Annotated in this window: 21 protein-coding genes; 13 read left to right on the plus strand and 8 right to left on the minus strand. The window is 50.4% G+C overall.

Annotated elements, in window-relative coordinates; translation table 11 throughout:
- Window positions 1–264: 264 nt before the first annotated feature.
- On the plus strand, window positions 265–1932 hold the full coding sequence (ettA, locus tag ACYVJG_RS11940) for an energy-dependent translational throttle protein EttA (RefSeq protein ID WP_460431251.1): 1668 nt from the start codon (window positions 265–267) through the stop codon (window positions 1930–1932).
- A 39-nt stretch (window positions 1933–1971) separates the two neighbouring features.
- On the opposite strand, the gene ACYVJG_RS11945 is transcribed toward ettA, so the two are convergent.
- The 7 genes from ACYVJG_RS11945 to ACYVJG_RS11975 form a co-directional block, all read right to left on the minus strand.
- Complete coding sequence (locus ACYVJG_RS11945) at window positions 1972–2682, minus strand: pirin family protein (protein WP_460431252.1); 711 nt, start codon at window positions 2680–2682, stop codon at window positions 1972–1974.
- Between the two features lie 123 nt (window positions 2683–2805).
- Window positions 2806–3675, minus strand: a complete 870-nt coding sequence (locus ACYVJG_RS11950) for a hypothetical protein (RefSeq protein ID WP_460431253.1) — start codon at window positions 3673–3675, stop codon at window positions 2806–2808.
- A gap of 134 nt (window positions 3676–3809) precedes the next feature.
- Window positions 3810–4373, minus strand: coding sequence for a DUF2946 family protein (locus ACYVJG_RS11955; RefSeq protein WP_460431277.1), 564 nt, complete (start codon window positions 4371–4373; stop codon window positions 3810–3812).
- A 31-nt stretch (window positions 4374–4404) separates the two neighbouring features.
- Window positions 4405–4824, minus strand: coding sequence for an OsmC family protein (locus ACYVJG_RS11960; protein ID WP_460431254.1), 420 nt, complete (start codon window positions 4822–4824; stop codon window positions 4405–4407).
- Window positions 4825–4835: 11 nt separating this feature from the next.
- The gene (locus ACYVJG_RS11965) at window positions 4836–5309 is read right to left on the minus strand and encodes an SRPBCC family protein (RefSeq protein ID WP_460431255.1); all 474 of its coding nucleotides are present in this window, start codon (window positions 5307–5309) and stop codon (window positions 4836–4838) included.
- A gap of 84 nt (window positions 5310–5393) precedes the next feature.
- Entirely contained in the window at window positions 5394–6875 is a 1482-nt protein-coding gene (locus ACYVJG_RS11970; protein ID WP_460431256.1) for an aldehyde dehydrogenase, read from the minus strand.
- A gap of 25 nt (window positions 6876–6900) precedes the next feature.
- On the minus strand, window positions 6901–7452 hold the full coding sequence (locus ACYVJG_RS11975) for a cupin domain-containing protein (RefSeq protein ID WP_460431257.1): 552 nt from the start codon (window positions 7450–7452) through the stop codon (window positions 6901–6903).
- A gap of 265 nt (window positions 7453–7717) precedes the next feature.
- On the opposite strand from ACYVJG_RS11975, the gene ald reads away from it, so the two are divergent.
- From ald to ACYVJG_RS12020, 9 genes are all read left to right on the plus strand, one after another.
- On the plus strand, window positions 7718–8833 hold the full coding sequence (ald, locus tag ACYVJG_RS11980; RefSeq protein ID WP_460431258.1) for an alanine dehydrogenase: 1116 nt from the start codon (window positions 7718–7720) through the stop codon (window positions 8831–8833).
- Between the two features lie 50 nt (window positions 8834–8883).
- Window positions 8884–9651 (plus strand): gamma-glutamyl-gamma-aminobutyrate hydrolase family protein, encoded by a 768-nt coding sequence (locus ACYVJG_RS11985; protein WP_460431259.1) that lies wholly within the window; start codon window positions 8884–8886, stop codon window positions 9649–9651.
- Between the two features lie 9 nt (window positions 9652–9660).
- A complete protein-coding gene (locus tag ACYVJG_RS11990; protein WP_460431260.1) occupies window positions 9661–10989 on the plus strand; it encodes a glutamine synthetase family protein in 1329 nt (442 codons plus the stop codon).
- A gap of 51 nt (window positions 10990–11040) precedes the next feature.
- Entirely contained in the window at window positions 11041–12408 is a 1368-nt protein-coding gene (locus ACYVJG_RS11995; protein ID WP_460431261.1) for an aspartate aminotransferase family protein, read from the plus strand.
- Window positions 12409–12487: 79 nt separating this feature from the next.
- Window positions 12488–13591: a polyamine ABC transporter substrate-binding protein gene (locus ACYVJG_RS12000; protein WP_460431262.1), complete on the plus strand. Its 1104-nt coding sequence runs from the start codon at window positions 12488–12490 to the stop codon at window positions 13589–13591.
- A 95-nt stretch (window positions 13592–13686) separates the two neighbouring features.
- Window positions 13687–14814, plus strand: coding sequence for an ABC transporter ATP-binding protein (locus ACYVJG_RS12005; RefSeq protein WP_460431263.1), 1128 nt, complete (start codon window positions 13687–13689; stop codon window positions 14812–14814).
- Window positions 14811–15713 (plus strand): ABC transporter permease subunit, encoded by a 903-nt coding sequence (locus ACYVJG_RS12010; RefSeq protein WP_460431264.1) that lies wholly within the window; start codon window positions 14811–14813, stop codon window positions 15711–15713. Before ACYVJG_RS12005 ends, ACYVJG_RS12010 begins: the two co-directional genes overlap by 4 nt.
- Before the next feature lie 9 nt (window positions 15714–15722).
- Complete coding sequence (locus tag ACYVJG_RS12015) at window positions 15723–16547, plus strand: ABC transporter permease subunit (RefSeq protein WP_460431278.1); 825 nt, start codon at window positions 15723–15725, stop codon at window positions 16545–16547.
- Between the two features lie 58 nt (window positions 16548–16605).
- Window positions 16606–17910 (plus strand): NAD(P)/FAD-dependent oxidoreductase, encoded by a 1305-nt coding sequence (locus ACYVJG_RS12020; RefSeq protein ID WP_460431265.1) that lies wholly within the window; start codon window positions 16606–16608, stop codon window positions 17908–17910.
- Here the strand turns inward: ACYVJG_RS12020 and ACYVJG_RS12025 are convergent.
- Window positions 17866–18378, minus strand: coding sequence for a HugZ family pyridoxamine 5'-phosphate oxidase (locus tag ACYVJG_RS12025; RefSeq protein WP_460431266.1), 513 nt, complete (start codon window positions 18376–18378; stop codon window positions 17866–17868). The two genes, ACYVJG_RS12020 and ACYVJG_RS12025, sit on opposite strands and share 45 nt — an antisense overlap.
- A gap of 106 nt (window positions 18379–18484) precedes the next feature.
- On the opposite strand from ACYVJG_RS12025, the gene argC reads away from it, so the two are divergent.
- The 3 genes from argC to ACYVJG_RS12040 all read left to right on the plus strand — a co-directional run bounded on the left by argC (window position 18485) and on the right by ACYVJG_RS12040 (window position 20879).
- Window positions 18485–19513: an N-acetyl-gamma-glutamyl-phosphate reductase gene (gene argC, locus ACYVJG_RS12030; protein ID WP_460431267.1), complete on the plus strand. Its 1029-nt coding sequence runs from the start codon at window positions 18485–18487 to the stop codon at window positions 19511–19513.
- 80 nt (window positions 19514–19593) lie between these two features.
- Entirely contained in the window at window positions 19594–19935 is a 342-nt protein-coding gene (gene erpA, locus ACYVJG_RS12035; RefSeq protein ID WP_022653466.1) for an iron-sulfur cluster insertion protein ErpA, read from the plus strand.
- 86 nt (window positions 19936–20021) lie between these two features.
- Window positions 20022–20879 carry a CheR family methyltransferase gene (locus ACYVJG_RS12040; protein WP_460431268.1) on the plus strand — a complete coding sequence of 286 codons (858 nt, stop codon included), beginning with the start codon at window positions 20022–20024 and terminating at the stop codon, window positions 20877–20879.
- Window positions 20880–20896 lie beyond the last annotated feature (17 nt).

A 20896-nucleotide genomic window follows, 5' to 3' on the forward strand; every position in this document is an offset into this window, starting at 1 on the left:
GTATTCTGTTAAAGATCGATCAAACAACTAAACGCTGTTTGCTGCTGCTGTGTTGCAGCGAGGAAGCGAACTATACCCACTCCCTCACACACCGTCAACACCTAATCACCAAAAAAATCTATAAAAGCAGATAAAGCATTGTTATAAAAGATTTTATTTTTTACTGTTTGAACAAAAAATGTCACTTCAAGGGTAAACATTGCCTGAGATGGACGGCTGTTATACTGTTTGCTGGGTTTAATCACTTAAGAAAGCAACACAGTTATGGCGCAATATGTGATGTCCATGCTCCGCGTGAGCAAAGTTGTTCCTCCAAAACGGCAAATCATTAAAGACATTTCTCTTTCTTTCTTCCCCGGTGCCAAGATTGGTTTACTTGGTCTGAACGGCTCGGGTAAATCAACCGTGTTGAAAATCATGGCCGGTGTGGAAAAGGAATATGAAGGCGAGGTGCAACATCTTGCTGGGGTCAAAATTGGTTATCTGCCACAAGAACCAGAATTAGATGCAGAAAAAACAGTCCGTGAAGAAGTTGAGTCGGGCATGGGTGATGTCATGGCAGCGCAAAAACGCTTGGATGAGGTGTATGCCGCCTATGCTGAGCCTGATGCCGATTTTGATGCGCTAGCAGAAGAGCAGGCCAAATTAGAAGCCATTATTGCGACCGGCGCAGGAGACAATACCAGTCTGCAACTAGAAATTGCGGCTGATGCGCTGCGCTTACCTTCATGGGATGCCAAAATCGGTCATCTCTCTGGGGGTGAAAAACGCCGCGTAGCATTGTGCAAATTGTTGTTGTCCAAACCAGACATGTTGCTATTAGACGAACCAACCAACCACTTAGATGCTGAGTCGGTTGAATGGTTAGAACAGTTTTTGGTGCGCTTCCCCGGCACAGTCGTTGCCGTGACCCACGACCGTTACTTCTTAGATAATGCGGCAGAGTGGATTTTAGAATTGGACCGTGGCCACGGGATTCCTTGGAAGGGCAACTATTCAAGCTGGCTTGAGCAGAAAGAAGCGCGCTTAGCTCAAGAGAACAAATCTGAAGCTGCCCGTATGAAGGCGATGAAACAAGAGCTGGAGTGGGTGCGTCAAAATCCCAAAGGGCGTCAGGCAAAATCCAAGGCACGGATTGCCCGTTTTGAGGAGTTATCCAGCTTCGAACATCAAAAACGGAATGAAACCCAAGAAATCTTTATTCCTGTCGCCGAGCGTTTAGGCAACGAGGTCATCGAATTTGAAAATGTCAGCAAGGGCTTTGGTGATCGTTTATTGATCGACAACCTGAGTTTCAAAGTCCCAGCCGGCGCGATTGTTGGCATCATTGGCCCCAACGGTGCCGGTAAATCGACTTTGTTCCGTATGTTAAGCGGTCAAGAACAGCCTGATAGCGGCAGCGTCAAAATTGGCCAAACGGTACAAATGGCATTTGTTGATCAAAGTCGTGCCAATTTGGAATCAAATAAAACCGTTTTTGAAGAGGTGTCGGGCGGTTTGGATTTGATTACAGTCGGTAAGTTTGAAATGTCGAGCCGCGCCTATCTGGGTCGTTTTAACTTCAAAGGCGGCGATCAGCAAAAAATCGTTGGCAATTTGTCAGGCGGTGAACGTGGCCGCTTGCATCTGGCGAAAACTTTGCTGAAAGGCGGCAATGTGTTGCTGCTTGACGAGCCCTCCAACGATTTAGACGTTGAAACGCTGCGTGCTTTAGAAGATGCCTTACTAGAGTTTGCTGGCTCGGTGTTGGTGATTTCTCACGACCGTTGGTTCCTCGACCGTATCGCGACCCATATCTTAGCGTGCGAAGGCGAGAGCCAATGGGTGTTCTTTGATGGTAACTATCAAGAATACGAAGCAGACAAGAAAAAACGTTTGGGTGAAGAAGGCGCAAAACCAAAACGGATTCGCTATAAGCCAATCAGTCGTTAAACGCTGGCCAACCCGCTGCCCCACGCAGCGGGTTTTTTATTATTGTGGTACATGCCGCAGGTCGAATAACAATACTTCAGCCGCATGTTCAGCCAACAAATCGAGTCGGGTTTCTTGTTCGATAAATAGCCCATCGCCTTCCTGCATCGCGATCCCATTCACTAACAATTCACCCCGCGCCAACTGTAGATAGGCACAGCGACCCGCCACGAAAGTATGTTGCCAAGCAGCACCGGCCTCGAAACGACCGGCATAGAGATAAGCATCTTGCGCTAAGGTGACGTGACGGGGTGCAGGATGTGGTGCAGCAATACAATGTAAACGGTTGTGTAATTCCTCAGCAGAAAAAGCAATCTGTTGGTAAGTCGGTGACAAACCCAGCGTTTGTGGTTGAATCCAAATTTGCAGTAACCGCAAACTGTGTTGTGCTGAAGCATTGTATTCACTGTGACGCACCCCGCTACCGGCCCGCATATATTGCACTTCCCCTGGCACAATCCGCGCACGATGCCCCATACTGTCTTGGTGTTCTAGCTCACCCTCTAACACCCAAGTGATGATTTCCATATCGCGATGACCATGCATCGGAAAGCCACCACTGGGAGCGATTCGGTCGTCATTGATGACCAATAAATCAGAAAAACCCGTAAAACCAGGGTCGAAATAGTGACCAAACGAAAAACTGTGGCGGGCAGATAACCAGCCAAATTCAGCATGGCCACGTTCTTGAGCAGGACGTAAGGTGAGCATGATATTTCCTCAAAAAAAGTGAACAGCGGTTAAAGTTAACCGCTGTTGATCGAGGAAATATAAAGAGTGAATCGCGAAAATGTTAGCGAAAAGAGTTGCTGATCTTATTCAGAGAAATTGAACTTAGGCAGTTTTTACCAGCGACTTCCGCACCAATTTGCCATCACTGTTACGCAACCCGGGCAAACATTGTTGGGTAATGGTTTGTCCACTACGACCACAACAACGTTCATGTTGCGCAGCATCGTAACGTGCATCGAGTTCAGCAGGTACGAGTGCAGAAGCGGTGTCACCGGTCAGGGTTTGATGTAAGGCAAGAGCGGCATCTAACAGCTGTTGTTGCTGTTGAATAACCGGCTGTTTCTGTTGTTTGCTGATATGCGCTAAACAATCCCACAGGGCTTCAATGCCTCGCCACACGGCCACTGCTGCGATGACTTTGACGGCCAATTCTCCTTCAGCAGTCGGCAATTCTTTCAACCAAGCATGGGCCAAACTCGGCTGGGCTTGCAACAGCTTGACCAGCTGCATCACGGCTTCTGGTAAAACCACGGCATTTTGGGTCTGCACAACCAGCTCACTATTGCGCTGTTGTACTTTTTGCAGTTCGCTTTGCGCCCATTCTAAATCACAACGATAGCGTTCATGTTCAGGCTCTAAGGCTTCCCACTGTTCACGCAGTTGGCGCAGTTCTTCTTGTGCTCGTTGTTTATCGGTTTCAGCCTCTTGTAGGCGCTGTTGTACCTGTTCTAACTCGCTTAAAACAACCAGATTCGATGCCACGGGTGCAACAAGCGGCAATGCTTCGGATGGAACGGTTGTTACCGCAGAGGCTGCAATCTCGGCCACCAAGGCACGGATTTGTGGGTGGTGCTGTAGTAGCAACACTAGATCATAAGGATAAAACGCCTCGGCTGCCCCTGATACCATTGGCTGTTCTTTTGCAAGGATATCGGTGAGTTGCTCCAACCGTTTTTTGTGCTTTTTATTCATCTCGAATTTCCCATGTGGATGTAACGTTGCAGCCGTCGCTGTCGTGCTAACACGCCGTTGACTCGCAGACTATCGCTGCAAATAAGACGATACAAGCATACTGCCAGCGCTTCCCTTGCACAAAGTTTTATGGCTCACCGACTTTGACCTAACACACAGTCGGTGCTTTGTTGTGCATCTGGGTTGATACAGAGCTGATAGCGATGCAGTAAATCGGTACGAGAAATCACCTCAAGCGGCACATATTGATCCGCAACAATGAATTGTGCGCCAGCCTGTGGCCAGTCATCGAGGGGCCGCCCATCTGCATGGTAAAGACAACCCAACAACAGAGGCAAATCACGATCATCGACGGCGGCTAAAGTCTGTCCAAAGCCAAGATAGAGCGCACCCTCATCGACCCACCACGCATGGTCTATGCCACATGACAAATCAAACTGAGGGCGGGCTTGCCATGTTGCTGCTTGCCAGCTGACAACACACGGTGCAGTGGCATACTGATAAAACACCCGCTGCGGCCCATTTTGTACAAAGCAGGCGCCACGCTCATCCACACCCACGTTTCGGTGCATAAACTCACTTAACCCGGTATGGCTCACGCGGCTGTCTAATATCAACCAATCCCCACGTCCATCCAGTTTTAGCCAACCATATACATCGGGCACATTCGGCCATTTTGCCAACGCCGCCAACACCATCTCATCCACGGCTCACCTCGCTGTCTATGGCTCAATCAGCCTGTAATACTTCAAAATCGTGGGTAATTTCTGCTGTTTTACCCAACATAATCGAAGCAGAACAGTATTTTTCAGCTGACAGACGAATCGCCCGTTCAACCACCTCGGGTTTTAAATCTCGCCCCACAACGACGAAGTGCAAATGAATCCGTGTAAACACTTTAGGATCGGTCTCGGCACGCTCGGCATCCACTTCAACTTTGACATCACGCACATCTTGCCGTGATTTTTTCAAAATACTGATTACATCATAGCTGGTACAACCCGCAGTGCCGGCCAACAATAGCTCCATCGGTCGCGGGCCCAGATTACGCCCCCCGCCTTCAGGCGCACCGTCCATCACTACGGCATGACCGCTGCCGGTTTCTGCCATAAAACACACACCATCAATCCATTTCAACGTTGTTTTCATATCACTCTCTTTTAATGGGGCTCGTTCAATTCGCCTTGCTCGGCCAGCTCGCGGATGATTCGAATGCTCTCAATGTCCATTTGCTGATAGGCTTTTTTGACATACGAGGCATAGTGCTTTTCCTCGGGAGATTGTTCAGGGAGAGGGGTCTGATAGACAAAACGGACACACATCACACCAGCTTGAGGCTCTTCAATCACCATCGACACTTTGCCACCAGCATGTTGCTCATTCGCCTCGGTGTGGTAGTGGACAGCCTGTTGTGGCAGAAATTCAATACGATCACGTACCGACATTTGGCCAAAGTGAATCTCTCGCAGCAGCCAATTTTCGCCTTGTTCTACAATCGTGCAATCGTCGGCAGCTTCAATAAACTCAAGGGGCGAATACGCGCGGCGCCGTAGGCCTCGCCACAATTGGGCACGAGACAACGGCAGGACAGGATGATTTGGATCGTTAACAACCACAATATGTTCAAAATACATGCAAACACTCTCAGCTAGTGGGCACACAGGGCTCGTTAGAGGATGGCCATCATACCGCGAGCCTGTGCGCCATGTACTGGCCGATTAGTACAGTTTTAACAACGTCGATTTCAATTCTGTGTATTTTTCCAAGGCATGTAGCGATTTATCACGGCCATTACCCGATTGTTTATAACCACCGAAGGGGAGATTCTGGTCACCACCTTCATCATAACAATTGATCCATACCGTGCCGGCACGCAAACGACGACTGAGGCGGTGGGCACGGCTGACATCACGCGTCCACAACGCCGCCGCTAAACCATATTCTGTATCGTTGGCAATTTCGACTGCATGATCTTCGTTATCAAAAGGGATCACCGCACACACTGGGCCGAACACTTCTTCCTGTGCTAATACGCTGTCTGGTTGGCAATAAAACGCTGTTGGCGCAATAAAGTACCCTGTTTCAGTATCAACTGCCTCGCCGCCAAACAACAAACGGTCTTGTTGCTTACCAATTTCGATATAACGCAACACGCGCTGATATTGAATGTCATCGACAATCGCCCCCATCCGTGTTTTCGGATGTAAGGGGTCGGCTGGCTGATAACGTGCCGCCGCCGCTGCAAATTCAGCTTGGAAAGCCTCAAACACCTCTCGCTGCACCAACACACGCGAGCCTGCCGAACACATCTCGCCTTGGTTAAAGAAAATTCCACCCGCTGCCGCACGCGCCGCCGCTTTCAAATCGGGGCAATCAGCAAACACGATATTCGGCGACTTACCGCCCAATTCTAGCCACGCCCGCTTGAGATTCGATTGTGCAGCATAGGCCATGATTTTTTTGCCCACCGCTGTCGAACCCGTGAAAGCCACACAATCAATATCCATGTGTTCAGCAAGTTGTTGCCCGACATCACCGGCCCCCGGCAATATATTAAATACACCAGCAGGAATGCCTGCTTGTTGTGCCAAAGCCCCCAAACGAATGGCGGTCAGTGGTGATTTTTCCGAAGGTTTTAATAACACTGAATTACCGGCTGCCAACGCCGGAGCAAATTTCCAACTGGCCATCAATAACGGGAAATTCCACGGCACAATCGCTGCCACCACCCCCACCGGCTCACGACTGACGGTGCCATGTAAATTCGGTGCCAGCGGCGCCAGTTCGCCACCAACTTTATCAATCGCCTCAGCAAACCATTGCACCGCATAGGCAGTGCCAGCTACATCAACAGCCAAAGCATCAGAAATAGGTTTACCTGTATCTAAACATTCCAGTAAGGCCAAATGTTCAGCATCAGCACGAATTGCCTCGGCAAAAGCCAATAACCGCGCCTTACGCTCTGCCGGCGCCAGCCCTGCCCACACGCCTTGCTCAAAAGCCCTCCGTGCCGCTTTGACAGCGGCATTCACTTCATCTTGACCACACGCGGAGACTGTCGCCAAGGGTTGACGCGTAGCGGGATTCACCGTCACAAAAGACGCTGTGGTCGTAATATATTCACCATCAATAAAAGCACGCGACTCGGGGACAATAGCACTGGCGCGTTGTTGCCAATCGGCATGAGACAAGGAAGACATCAAACAGCACTCCTCAAAAAGAAACTTAGAAATTAGCGGGGGTATTGGCGCTGATAATCTCGGCCTCATCCGCACCTATATTACGAAAACGATGGGGCAGGGTACTGGGGAAGTAATAGCCATCACCACTGTGTAACACATGTACCTGACCATCAATGGTTAATTCAATGGTGCCACGCACCACAAAACCACATTCTTCACCCTCATCATGCCGAATAGACTCGGGACCCGTATCAGCACCGGGAGCATACAGCTCACGCAACATTCGCATTTGTCGGTCGGCAATGCCCACCCCAAGCAACAACAAACGCAGCCCATTTTGACCCAAATCGGGTTGTTGGTGCGGACGATAGATATAGCGTGGTAAGGCTTGCACCGGCTCATCAAAGGTGAAGAACTCACCTAAGGTCATCGGGATTCCCTCTAATAGTTTTTTAAGGGAACTTACCGATGGACTGACCCGATTTTGTTCAATCAGGGAAATGGTGGAATTGGTCACACCTGCCTTTTTCGCCAATTCTCGTTGCGACAAGCCATAACGCTCTCGCACCATTTTGAGGCGCATTCCGATGTCCATTGGGGTCTTCACTCCAAATGTCGATAATAATTGACGCCTGTTATCCGCTTTTTCAGCAAGGCGTCACACCGCTTTGCCATCTATTTCTCTTATTAACCGGCTATATCTTTGTCACAGTGCGCTTTTTTGTTGCCATGCAGCATCATTTTGGCGCACACCACGTTAAGATCTACCATGTCAGTAAAAATTCTTTGTTAGCTCTTGTCAATTATTTTTAACGTGGCTAGACTGAATTTTACTCACTGGTTGTCTAAGGAGACGCATCATGCTTATCGGTATTCCCAAAGAGGTCAAAAACCACGAATACCGCGTTGGCCTCACCCCAGCAGCAATTAAAGAGTTAGTGAAACAAGGTCACGATGTGGTTGTCGAGCGTTACGCTGGCGCAGCGATCGGTTTTTCCGACAGCCACTATATTGCCGCCGGTGCGCGTATTGCCGACGATGCGGCGACGGTCTTTTCCGAAGCAGAATTGATTGTCAAAGTTAAAGAACCTCAGCCAGAGGAATGTGCTCGCTTACGACGTGGGCAGATTTTATTCACCTATCTGCATTTAGCGCCCAATCCTGATCTCACTCAGGCGCTGGTTGATTCAGGTTGTGTGGCACTGGCTTACGAAACGGTAACCGATCAGCGAGGTGGCTTGCCTTTATTAGCACCAATGTCGGAAATCGCTGGCCGGATGGCTATTCAAGCGGGTGCCCATTGCTTAGAGCTCAGTCAAGGCGGGGCTGGCGTATTGCTGTCTGGCGTACCCGGTGTGATGCCAGCACGCGTCTTAGTCTTGGGCGGGGGCGTCGTGGGTGTCAATGCCGCGAAGATGGCAATGGGCCTAGGCGCACGTGTGACATTGTTAGACGTGTCTTTGCCACGCTTGCGTGAACTCGATCAGTTATTTGGCCCACATCTCGCAACACGTTATGCAACCCAAGATGCCATCGAAGATGAATTAGTCCGCGCTGACTTGGTGATTGGTGCCGTGCTGATTCCCGGCAGTGCCGCACCGAAGCTGCTTACTCGTCCGATGCTGAAATTGATGAAAGCAGGCTCGGTGTTGGTAGATGTTGCCATCGATCAAGGCGGTTGCTTTGAAACCTCGCATCCCACCACCCACCAAAACCCCACCTTTGTGGTTGATAACGTGGTGCATTACTGCGTCGCCAATATGCCGGGGGCCGTTGCACGCACCTCGACCCAAGCCTTGTCTCATGCCACGTTGCCGTTTGTGTTGGCCTTAGCCAATCAGGGTTGGAAAGGCGCATTACAACATGATGCCCACCTGCGTGCTGGGCTGAATGTGTGTTTGGGGAAAGTGAATTACCACGCAGTCGCACAAGCCCATGGTTATCCCCATGTGCCGGCAGAAACGGTGCTTGCTTAATGTTGATCCGGCGTCCCTAACGGACGCCATTTTTTTGTGAGTCCATTGCAATGTCAAAATCCTCTTCTCGCTTACCTCGGGTGGTGATCCCATGTTGCCGGTGGTGGCTCAAGGAAAGCCAGTTCTTTCACCTTGTGGGAGAGAAATACATCCAAGCTGTACGCGGAGGCGTCGGCGCCCAACCGTTGTTGTTACCTGCGCTAGGAGAAGACAACGAGCTTGAGGCAATTTTAGAACTCGCCGACGGCATTCTCTTTACCGGCAGCCCATCCAATATCGAACCCCATCACTATGGTGCCGAGCCCGTCGCCAACGACTTTAACGACAGCGCCCGTGATGCCACAACCTTACCTTTACTGCGCGCCGCCATTGCTGCTGGTGTGCCCATTCTCGGTATTTGTCGTGGTTTTCAAGAAATGAATGTTGCCCTAGGTGGCACGCTGTATCAGAAAGTGCATGAGCAGCCGAATATGCTCGACCACCGCGAACAAGGCGAGGACAAAGCCCAGCAATATGGCTTTGCCCACACCATTCGCTTTGAAAGCGACAGTATTTTAGGGGCTTGGTATGGCGCGGCTGAAGCCGAAGTCAATTCTCTGCATGGCCAAGGTGTACGCGAATTGGCACCCAGTCTAGTCGCAGAAGCACGCGCCCCTGATGGTTTGATTGAAGCCTTCCGTGTCCGTGATGCCAAAAACTTTGCGATGGCGGTGCAATGGCATCCCGAGTGGCAATATCAAGACAACCGTTTATCACAAACCCTGTTCAGTGCCTTTGCCCGCGCCTGTCAACAGCGGCAACAAAGCCGGCATTCTTAAGGAAACACCATGACAGTATTAAGTGAATGGCTGCGAGAGAATCGCATCACCGAAGTCGAATGTGTCATCCCTGATTTCACGGGTATTGCCCGTGGCAAAATTGTGCCACGCGAAAAGTTTAGCGAAGACGATGGGATGCGCCTGCCAGAAGTGGTGTTGGTGCAAACCGTGACGGGTGAATATGCCCAAAATATCACCCCAGCAACCGACCCAGATATGGTGCTCATCCCCGATCCGAACACCATTCGGCTGGTGCCTTGGGCCAAAGACCCCGTGGCACAGGTGATCCACGATTGCTATAAGTTTGACGGGACACCGGTTGATTTGTCGCCACGCTATGTGTTGCGCCGTGTGTTAAAGCTGTATGAAGAACGTGGCTGGGAGCCGATTATTGCGCCCGAAATGGAGTTTTATATTGTTGATGTGAACCGCGATCCCGATGTGCCGTTACAACCACCGATTGGCCGCACCGGTCGTCCTGAAACAGGCCGTGCCGCTTATTCGATTGATGCGGTTAATGAATTCGATCCCTTGTTCGAAGACATTTACGACTATTGCGAAGCACAAAACCTCGCCATCGACACCCTAATTCATGAAGTCGGTGCCTGCCAGATGGAAATTAACTTCCTGCATGGCAATCCGCTTGAGTTGGCCGACCAAGTATTCTTGTTTAAACGAACTGTGCGCGAAGCCGCGATTCGTCACAATATGTATGCCACGTTTATGGCCAAGCCGATGGAGAACGAACCCGGTTCTGCCATGCACTTACACATGAGTGTGGTCGATAAACAAACTGGTCAAAATGTGTTTTCTAACGCTGATGGCAGCCCAAGTGAGGTGTTTCTGCATGCCATCGGTGGTATGCAAAAATACTTCCCCGAAGTCATTGCTTTCTTTGCGCCCTTTGTGAACAGCTATCGCCGGTTAGTGCGTTACACCGCTGCGCCGATCAATGTGCAATGGGGCTATGACAACCGCACCTGCGGTATCCGCGTCCCCCATTCCAGCCCCGCTGCCCGCCGTATTGAAAACCGGCTGCCCGGGGTGGACTGCAACCCCTACCTCGCCATCGCCGTCACCCTAGCCGCTGCGTGGTTGGGCATCATGGAAAAACAACAACCATCGGCCCCATTAGAAGGCGATGCCTATGGTTTTCCGTTTGCCTTCCCACGTGGTTTGGATGATGCCATCCCGGTGTTGCGTGGCTGCAAACCGATGGCAGAAGTGTTAGGTGAGCGTTTTGTAAACGCCTTCTGCGCGGTTAAAGAAGAAGAGTACATCGAATATGCGCGGGTAATTAGCCCGTGGGAACGTCGTCATTTATTGCTGCATGTTTAGTGTCACGACACAAACCACACCGGCAACGATATTTTGTAAGGAATCAAAATTATGAGCACAACACACACCACTCGCGAATGGCAAGCTATGGATGCCGCCCATCACTTACATCCCTTCTCGGATATGGATGGCCTCAATCGCCACGGTAGCCGCGTGATTGTAAAAGGCGAAGGGGTCTATCTGTGGGATTCTGAAGGCAATAAGCTATTTGATGGGATGTCTGGGCTGTGGTGCGTCAATGTCGGTTATGGCCGTAAAGAGTTGGCAGACGCGGCCTACCGTCAAATGCAGGAATTGCCGTTCTACAACACCTTCTTCAAAACCACGCATCCACCCGTGGTCGAACTCTCACAGCTGTTATCCGAAGTTGCCCCCGAGGGATTCAACCACGTCTTCTATACCAACTCAGGTTCGGAAGGTAACGACACAGTCATTCGCATGGTGCGCCACTACTGGGCCAGCCTTGGACAGCCAAATAAGAAAACCATCATTTCTCGTATCAATGGTTATCACGGCTCTACTATCGGTGGCGCTTCGCTCGGCGGCATGGATTATATGCACCAACAAGGCGATTTACCGATTCCGGGCATCGTTCACATTGAACAACCGTATTGGTATGCCAATGGTGGCGACTTATCGCCAGAAGAATATGGCCTGAAAGCCGCGCGGGAATTAGAGAAGAAAATTCTAGAACTGGGCGTGGAAAATGTGGCGGCGTTTATCGGTGAACCTGTGCAAGGCGCCGGCGGCATCATCATCCCACCGACAACTTATTGGCCAGAAATCCAGCGCATTTGTGATCAATACGGTATTTTATTGATTGCTGATGAAGTGATTTGTGGATTCGGGCGCACCGGCCATTGGTTTGGTTCGCAATATTACGGCATCAAACCTCACCTGATGACGATTGCTAAAGGCTTGTCCTCTGGCTATTTGCCGATTGGTGGCGTGTTGGTGCATGACGAGGTGGCAAAAGTATTAAAGCAAGGTGATTTCAACCACGGCTTTACCTATTCCGGCCATCCCGTCGCCGCCGCAGTCGCAGCGGAAAACATTCGCATTCTGCAACGAGAAAACATCATCGAACGCATGAATAGCGAGGTGGTACCGTATGCTCATCAACTGTGGCATGACGCTTTCGATCACCATCCACTGGTGGATGATGTGCGAACGCTTGGCTTCTTTTTTGCTTTAACGCTGGTCGAAGACAAGAGCACACGCAAGCGTTTTGCCAATGGCGGTGAGTTAGCATTACGTTGCCGTGATATTTGTTTCCGCAATAATTTAGTCATGCGTGCCACCGGAGACAGTATGATTTCGGCCCCGCCGCTGGTAATGACCCGCAGCGAAGCCGAAGAATTTGTCTCTTTGGCGAAAAAGTGTATTGATGAGTTCGCCCGTGAGTTAGGGCGGTTGTAAAATCCCCCGCCCCGGCACCTTGCCGGTGCTGACCGACCATCATTGGGATGGTCGGCGGCTTAATAGAGGAGTTGTACCGATGCGCGTCTTTACCGGAAAACTGGTTGCCTTAGCTGTGATTGCCGCGTTTGCCACGCCGATGGCACAGGCTGAGAGCAAGGTATTGAATATCTATAACTGGTCGGATTACATCGGGCCCAATACGATCAAAGACTTCGAAAAAGAGACGGGCATCAAGGTGCGCTATGATGTGTACGACTCTAACGAGGTGTTGCAGGCAAAAATCCTGACCGGTCGTTCTGGCTACGATATTGTGGTGCCCACCAATGCCTTTTTGGCCAAACAAATCCAAGCCGGTGTCTATCAACCTTTAGACAAGAGCAAAATCAGCAACTATGGCAACCTCGACGCTGCCATCATGCAACAGATGGACAAGTTTGATGCCGGCAATAAGTTTGCTGTGCCCTACTTCTACGGTATCAACACACTGGGTATCAATGTTGCCAAGGTAAAAGCCGCATTAGGCAACGAACCGATGCCAGCCAATGAATGGGACTTACTGTTTAACGAAAAATACAGCAGCAAACTGAAGTCCTGCGGTATTTCGGTATTAGACAGCCCTGCTGAAGCCTTGCCGATCGCCCTGCATTATCTGGGTAAAAACCCCAACACCACCGACGAAGCCGATTGGCGTGCCGCAGCCGACTTGTATAAAAAAGTTCGGCCCAATATCTCCCGCTTTAGCTCGTCTGGCTATATCAACGAATTTGCAAATGGTTCGCTGTGTGTGTCCTTGGGCTATGGAGGTGACTTAAACATCGCCCGTACCCGCGCTGCCGAAGCCAAACGCAAAATTGAACTGCAGGTCTTGGCACCGAAAACCGGTGTGATGTTGTGGATGGATAGCATGGTGATTCCAAAAGACGCGAAAAACGTCGAGAACGCCCACCTGTTCATCAACTACATTTTGCGGCCTAAAGTCCATGCAGATGCGGCCAACACCGTCCATTACGCTGTGCCAAACAAACCGGCACAAGCGCTGGTGAGTGAAGCCGACCGCAAAAACCCCTCGATCTACCTGAGCCCTGAAGTACAAAAAGCCAGCTTTGTGCAGCTGCCTTTGGATTCCAAAATCCAACGCCTTCAGACCCGCTTATGGACGGAAATCAAAACTCGTAAATAAGTGCTGAGCTGTGCTGGCCTAGTCAACAGCAGCTCGTTTTTTGTCTATGAACTTGGTACGGGCAGACGCCCGTACCCCTGTGGATTGTGATGCTGATGGAATCTTCTGTGAGCGCAGCCAACGCGGCCAAATCGGGCCAGCCTTACCTGCAAATTGTCGATGTGGTCAAAAAATTTGGTGATAACACCGTGGTTGACCACGTCAATCTGACAATCAATAAAAACGATATTTTTGCCCTGCTCGGTAGTTCAGGCTCGGGGAAATCCACACTATTACGGATGTTGGCAGGGATGGAAACCCCAACATCGGGTCGTATTATTCTTGATGGTCAAGATATTACACAGTTGCCGCCTTATGAACGTCCAATCAATATGATGTTCCAAAGCTATGCGCTGTTTCCTCACATGACTGTCGCACAAAACATTGCCTTTGGTTTGAAACAAGATCGATTACCGAAGGCTGAGATTGATGCCCGAGTCGAAAAAATGCTCGATTTGGTGCAAATGAAAAAATACGCGGGTCGCAAACCCTATCAGCTCTCTGGTGGCCAACAACAGCGGGTGGCGTTAGCACGTTCCTTAGCCAAGCGTCCCAAACTGTTATTGTTGGATGAACCGTTAGGGGCGTTGGATAAAAAACTGCGGCAACAAACCCAACTTGAGCTGGTCAATCTGATTGAGCAAGTCGGGGTCACCTGCATCATAGTGACCCACGATCAAGAAGAAGCGATGACGATGGCAGGCCGCATTGCGATCATGAGCGAAGGCCAACTCTTACAAGTCGCCACGCCAAACGAAATCTACGAGTATCCAAATTGTCGCTTCACCGCTGAATTTATTGGTGAAACCAATATCTTTGAAGGTCATTTAGCGGTTGATGAACCTGATTTCGTCGAGATTGCCAGCCCCGATCTTCCCACCCCGATTTTCGTTGCCCACGGCATCACTGGCGCACTGGGGATGCAGCTTTGGTATTCCTTACGCCCAGAACGCGTTTATCTATCTCGTGAACAACCCACAGAAGTCCGTAATCAAGCCAGCGGTGTCGTACACGATATTGCCTATCTGGGTGGTTTTTCGATTTACCACATCAAATTAGCCAGCGGCAAAATTATCAAAGCCAGTGTGCCCGCCACACAATGGCGCGATGAACCTGCTCCAACTTGGGAAGAGCCTGTCTTTATCAGTTGGGGTGATAACGATGGGGTGGTGCTCACACAATGAAACGCTTCTTTCCCTCGGGCCAAACGCTGCTCACTGCCATTCCTTATGGTTGGCTGCTGCTATTTTTCCTCGTGCCGTTTTTATTCGTGCTACAGATCAGTTTTTCAGAGGTGGAAATCGCCAGTCCACCGTATCGGCCTCTTGTAGAGTTTGCCGATAATCTGATCAATATCTCGCTCAATATCGGTAATTTTACCTTTATTGCCGAAGATAGCCTGTATGCCGACGCCTATCTAAGCTCGCTCAAGGTCGCCATCACCACCACGGCGCTCTGCTTGTTATTGGGCTACCCGATGGCGTATGCCATTGCCCGAGCTGAGGAATCGCGCCGCAACACCTTGCTGATGTTGGTGATGTTGCCATTTTGGACCTCTTTTTTGGTACGGGTGTATGCGTGGATGGGGTTGTTGAACAATGAAGGTTTGATTAACCAATTGCTCCTCAACTTTGGTTTTATTCAAGAACCGTTACAGTTGATGCACACGGCTTTCTCGGTGCAAATCGTGATGGTTTACACCTATCTACCATTTATGATTTTGCCGTTGTACGCCAACTTGGTGAAATTGGACGGGCGTTTACTCGAAGCTGCGTCAGACCTAGGTTGTAAACCGTGGGAAGCCTTTTTGAAAGTCACCTTACCTCTGTCCAAGAACGGCATTATTGCTGGCTCGATGTTGGTGTTTATCCCTGCGGTGGGTGAGTTTGTGATTCCCGAATTAGTGGGTACACCCGAAGCCTTGATGATCGGTAAAGTATTGTGGATGGAGTTCTTCGACAACAATAACTGGCCAATGGCAGCGGCTGTTACAACCATCATGTTGGCATTGTTGGTGTTGCCGATTGTCTTCCTCCATCGCCGTGAAGAACGGATGTTGGCACAAGCCGCCGCACGTCACTAGGAACCAATCATCATGAGTCAAAAAATATCTTGGTTCGGCAAAACCTCTCTCGGCATCGGTTTCTTTTTTCTGTATGCGCCGATTGTGATTTTGATGATCTACTCGTTCAACGCCTCCAAACTGGTCACCGTTTGGGGTGGTTTTTCCACCCACTGGTATGGCGAGTTGTTCCGCGATGAAGCCGTGATGTCAGCACTGGGTTTGAGCCTCAAAGTGGCGTTGCTATCTAGTGTCATGGCTGTGGCACTAGGCACGATTGCGGGCATGGTATTAGCACGTTTCGGCCGTTTTCGCGGTAAAAGCCTGTTTGCTGGCATGATTACAGCACCGATGGTGATGCCTGAAGTGATTACCGGTTTGTCGATGTTATTGCTGTTTGTACAAATGCAGCAGTGGTTTGGCTTTCCGGAAGAACGCGGTGTCCTCACCATCTGGGTCGGCCATGTCACCTTGTGTATGGCGTATGTCACGGTGGTGATTCGCTCACGGTTGGTGGAAATGGATCGCTCGGTTGAAGAAGCGGCGATGGACTTGGGGGCGCGTCCGATGAAGGTGTTTTTCGTCATCACGCTGCCTTTGATTGCGCCAGCATTAGCATCGGGCTTTCTATTGGCGTTTACCCTGTCGTTAGATGATTTGGTGATTACCGCCTTCTTATCTGGCCCCGGCTCGACCACCTTGCCACAGTTGATTTTCTCGCGGGTACGGCTCGGCTTAAACCCCGAAATCAACGCCTTGGCAACCATCACCGTGTTCGTGGTTGGGACATTGGTGATTGTCGCCAATCGTGTCATGGCACGCGCCGAGAAAAAACGGCGGTTACTCGCCGCCTAAGGCGCTGACGCTAACAAGGGAGGCGAAAGCCTCCCTGTGGTCTTTCTCAGGTAGGTTTATGCACAATACGCCCCGCTTGTTCGCTCACCAAGAGCACACCGCCTCATGGTATGCCACCAGTTCCGGCCCCATGCCGCACTATCCCACGCTACAAAACTCAGTCCAAGCCGATGTCTGTGTGATCGGTGCCGGATATACTGGGCTGAGTGCTGCCCTTGAATTAGCTAAGTGCGGGTTTTCGGTGGTGATTTTGGAAGGGGCTCGAGTCGGGTGGGGGGCTTCTGGGCGTAATGGCGGCCAAGTGTTGAACGATGTCGCTTGTGGTATGGAAACCATTGCACAACAGCTGGGGCGTGAACAAGCTCGCCGCGTGTGGCAGATGAGCTTGGAGGCGGTGGAACTGGTGAAAGAACGTGTGGAGGCCTATCACATCGACTGTCACCTACAGTGGGGTTATGTTCATGCCGCACTGAAAATGCGCCAGATGGATGCCCTGCGACAGTGGCAACAACAGGCCGCCGATCACTACGACTACCATGACTTTAATATCCTCGAAGGGCGCTATGAGCTAGACCCCTATCTGCGCTCATCACGCTACATCGGCGGCTTATACGACCCCAACAGCGGCCATCTCCACCCTTTGCGCTATGCCCTCGGTCTGGCACAAGCGGCCAGCCATAGCGGTGTACAGATTTACGAACACAGTCCGGTGCAAGCAATTAAAGCAGGGCCCCCAGCTGTGTTAAACACACCACAAGGCCAAGTCCAAGCTAACTATGTGTTGTTAGCAGGCAATACCTACCTCGGCGAGCTGGCGCCAGCACTCGACCGGCGCATTATGCCGGTGGGTACCTATATTATTGCGACGGAACCCTTGGGTGAGTCGCTTGCACGCAGTTTGCTACCGCAAAATAGCGCAGTGTGCGACACCAATTTCGTCTTGGACTATTTCCGTCTATCGCATGATTGGCGTTTGTTATTTGGGGGTCGGGTCAGTTATTCCGGTATGTCGCCGCTCAACCTGAAACAATCGATGCGACAAGATATGTTAAAAGTTTTCCCAAAGCTGGCGGCGAGTAAAGTTGAGTTTGGTTGGGGTGGTTTTGTTGATATCACCATGAACCGCGCCCCTGATTTTGGCCGCTTGTTACCGCATGTGTTTTATGCACAGGGTTTCTCAGGGCATGGTGTTGCGTTAACAGGACTGGCCGGTTTATTGATGGCAGAAGCCATCAGTGGCCAAGCCAGTCGCTTCGATGTGTTTAGCCGCTTAAAACATCGTCCCTTTCCCGGCGGCCCGCGCTTCCGTACGCCGGCTTTAGTCCTTGCGATGCTGTGGTACCGACTGCGAGATCTGCTCTAAGCCGCTCTCAGCACGCAGATATTCCGAACCGGACAACCAACGCGCAGCAGCAAATCCGGCAATCAAACGAATTTTCTCCACCTCTAGCCGCCAAAAACCAAAATCACCCAACTGCAAATAATCTGCCATGTGCGGCAAAGCATGTAAAAAATGCTGCTGCTCAGCTTCAGTCAAATTGACAGGAGACATCCGCCCCATCAACGTTAAACGGGCGACTTGCTCGGCAGAGTGTTCAGATTTTTGTTCACTGATTAACACGCTTGCACGCGGATCTGCACGTAAGTTTTGGCAATGTTCAGCCAAGCCACTTAACAACATCACCGGACGACCTTGCAGATCGGCCACATACGCCACAGAACTGGCAAACGGATGTCCTTCCCATTTCTGAGAGAGTGTGGCCAAACTGGCATGATGATGGTTGGCAACCAGTGTCCGCGCCGCTTGCATCGCACTTTCATGACTCGACATGATGATTTTCCTTAAATTGCAACAGAAATAGCATCGCAATCTTATGCAGCAAAAGCTAGTATTATCGCCTTTCTGTTTGGCTGATATTTAAAGCAAGGATCTCAACATGATTAAAGTAGGGATTGTAGGTGGTACAGGCTATACCGGCGTAGAGCTGCTTCGTTTATTGGCAACCCATCCTGAGGTAGAACTGACCGCGATTACCTCGCGCAAAGAGGCTGGGATGCCAGTGGCAGAGATGTTTCCTAGCTTGCGTGGGCGGGTGAATCTTGCTTTCTCAACACCTGATGAAGCCAAACTAGAACAATGTGATGTGGTGTTTTTCGCCACACCGCATGGTGTGGCCATGGCAGAGGCACCTCGTTTGTTAGCCGCAGGGGTCAAGTTGATCGACTTGGCGGCAGATTTCCGCCTGCGTGATGCCGGTGAATTCCAACAGTGGTACAAAATGGAACATAGCTGCCAAGATGTGTTGGCAGAGTCAGTTTATGGTTTACCCGAAGTCAATCGGGCAGCCATTCAACAAGCCCGCGTGGTCGGCAACCCCGGTTGTTATCCAACTGCCGTCCAGTTGGGTTTCCTACCGCTGTTAGAAGCCGATGCCATTGACCGCACCAGCCTGATTGCTGACTGCAAATCGGGTGTCTCTGGTGCTGGCCGGAAAGCCGAAGTGGGTGCTTTATTTGCCGAAGCTGGTGACACCTTCAAAGCCTATGGCGTAGCAGGTCATCGCCATTTGCCAGAAATTAAACAAGGGTTGGCTGCAATCGCAGGTACACCAGTGGGCTTAACCTTTGTGCCACACCTGACCCCAATGATTCGCGGTATCCATGCCACGTTGTATGCACGGCTAACCAAAGAGGTCGATTTACAAGCCTTGTATGAAAACCGCTATGCCAATGAACATTTTGTCGATGTGATGCCAGCCGGCAGCCATCCAGAAACCCGTTCTGTCCGTGGTGCCAATACCTGCCGTATCTCGGTGCATCGTCCACAAGGTGGCGACACGGTGGTGATTTTGTCGGTGATCGACAACTTGGTTAAAGGCGCGGCGGGGCAAGCGGTACAAAATATGAACCTATTATTTGGCTTCGCTGAACAAACAGGGATCGACCACGTCCCCTTGCTGCCTTAAAAACCCCACTGGTGGCATGATTGATTTTGCAACAGGTGGCCGCCATAATCCAAAGAGCCCGTTTTTAAGGAGATTGATCTATGAATGCCCCTGCCATGCCACTGGTGTTTACCGACAGCGCATGTAACAAAGTCAAAGAATTGATTGCTGAAGAAGGCAATCCCGACCTGAAACTGCGCGTTTTCGTCACAGGTGGCGGTTGCTCTGGGTTCCAGTATGGTTTTACCTTCGATGAAATTGCGAATGAAGACGATAGCCTAGTTGAAAAAGAAGGGGTGACTTTGTTAATTGACCCCATGAGCTATCAATACCTCATTGGCGCAGAAATCGACTATCAGGAAAGCCTTGAGGGTTCACAATTTGTGATTAAAAACCCGAATGCCGTGTCTACCTGTGGTTGCGGTTCTTCTTTCTCGGTTTAAGCCCCACTGATTAAGGCTGCCGCCGGTCAAGCCCAAGCAGCACACTGCTTGGGCTTTTTGCTATTTGTCTCATAGAGAGGTTCATCATGTCTGCCGGCAAACCTTTATTTCCGCCTTTGCCCAATCTCCCGCCGATGAATTTTGCCCGTGAATTTGAATTCACCGAGCAAGATTTCGAGCGCATCCGCAACTTTATTCATCGCAAGGCAGGAATTGCCCTCAATCCGACAAAAAAAGATATGGTGTATGGTCGTCTCGTGCGCCGTGTCCGTGAATTAAAGCTGGCCAATTTTGCGGCCTATGTCAATTTTCTAGAATCCCCTGCTGGACGCGACGAACTAGAAGCCTTTGTTAACGCGCTCACCACCAACCTGACCTTCTTCTTCCGTGAAGAACATCACTTTCCGCTGTTAGCCGATCACGTTAAAAATCTCAGTGGCGAAATCAACGTGTGGTGTGCTGCGGCATCCACTGGAGAAGAACCCTATTCCATCGCAATCACCCTACTCGAGGCCACTGGTGGCCGCAGCAATATCCAAGTGTTTGCTTCTGACTTAGATACGCATGTGCTGAAAGTAGCGGCAGATGGCTACTATGCAGCAGATAAAGTGAATAAAGTTCCAGCTGCTTTGCAACAAAAATACTTTGAAAAACAAGCCGATGGTCGTTATCGGGTGAAGCCGGTTTTACGGAATATGATTACATTCCGGCAAATCAATTTGGTGGAAAATAATTGGCCGATTCGCAATAAATTTGATGCGATTTTCTGCCGCAATGTGATGATTTATTTCGACCGTGATACACAGTATGCGGTGTTAAAGAAATTCCATCCGTTATTGAAACCAAACGGTTTATTATTTGTCGGTCATTCTGAAAATTTGTATCACGCGACAGATTTGTTCAAATTACGCGGCAAAACGGTTTATGAACTGGCGGCACGCTAAACAGCGAACCCTGTGTA

The sequence above is a fragment of the Aquaspirillum soli genome, assembly GCF_054781915.1.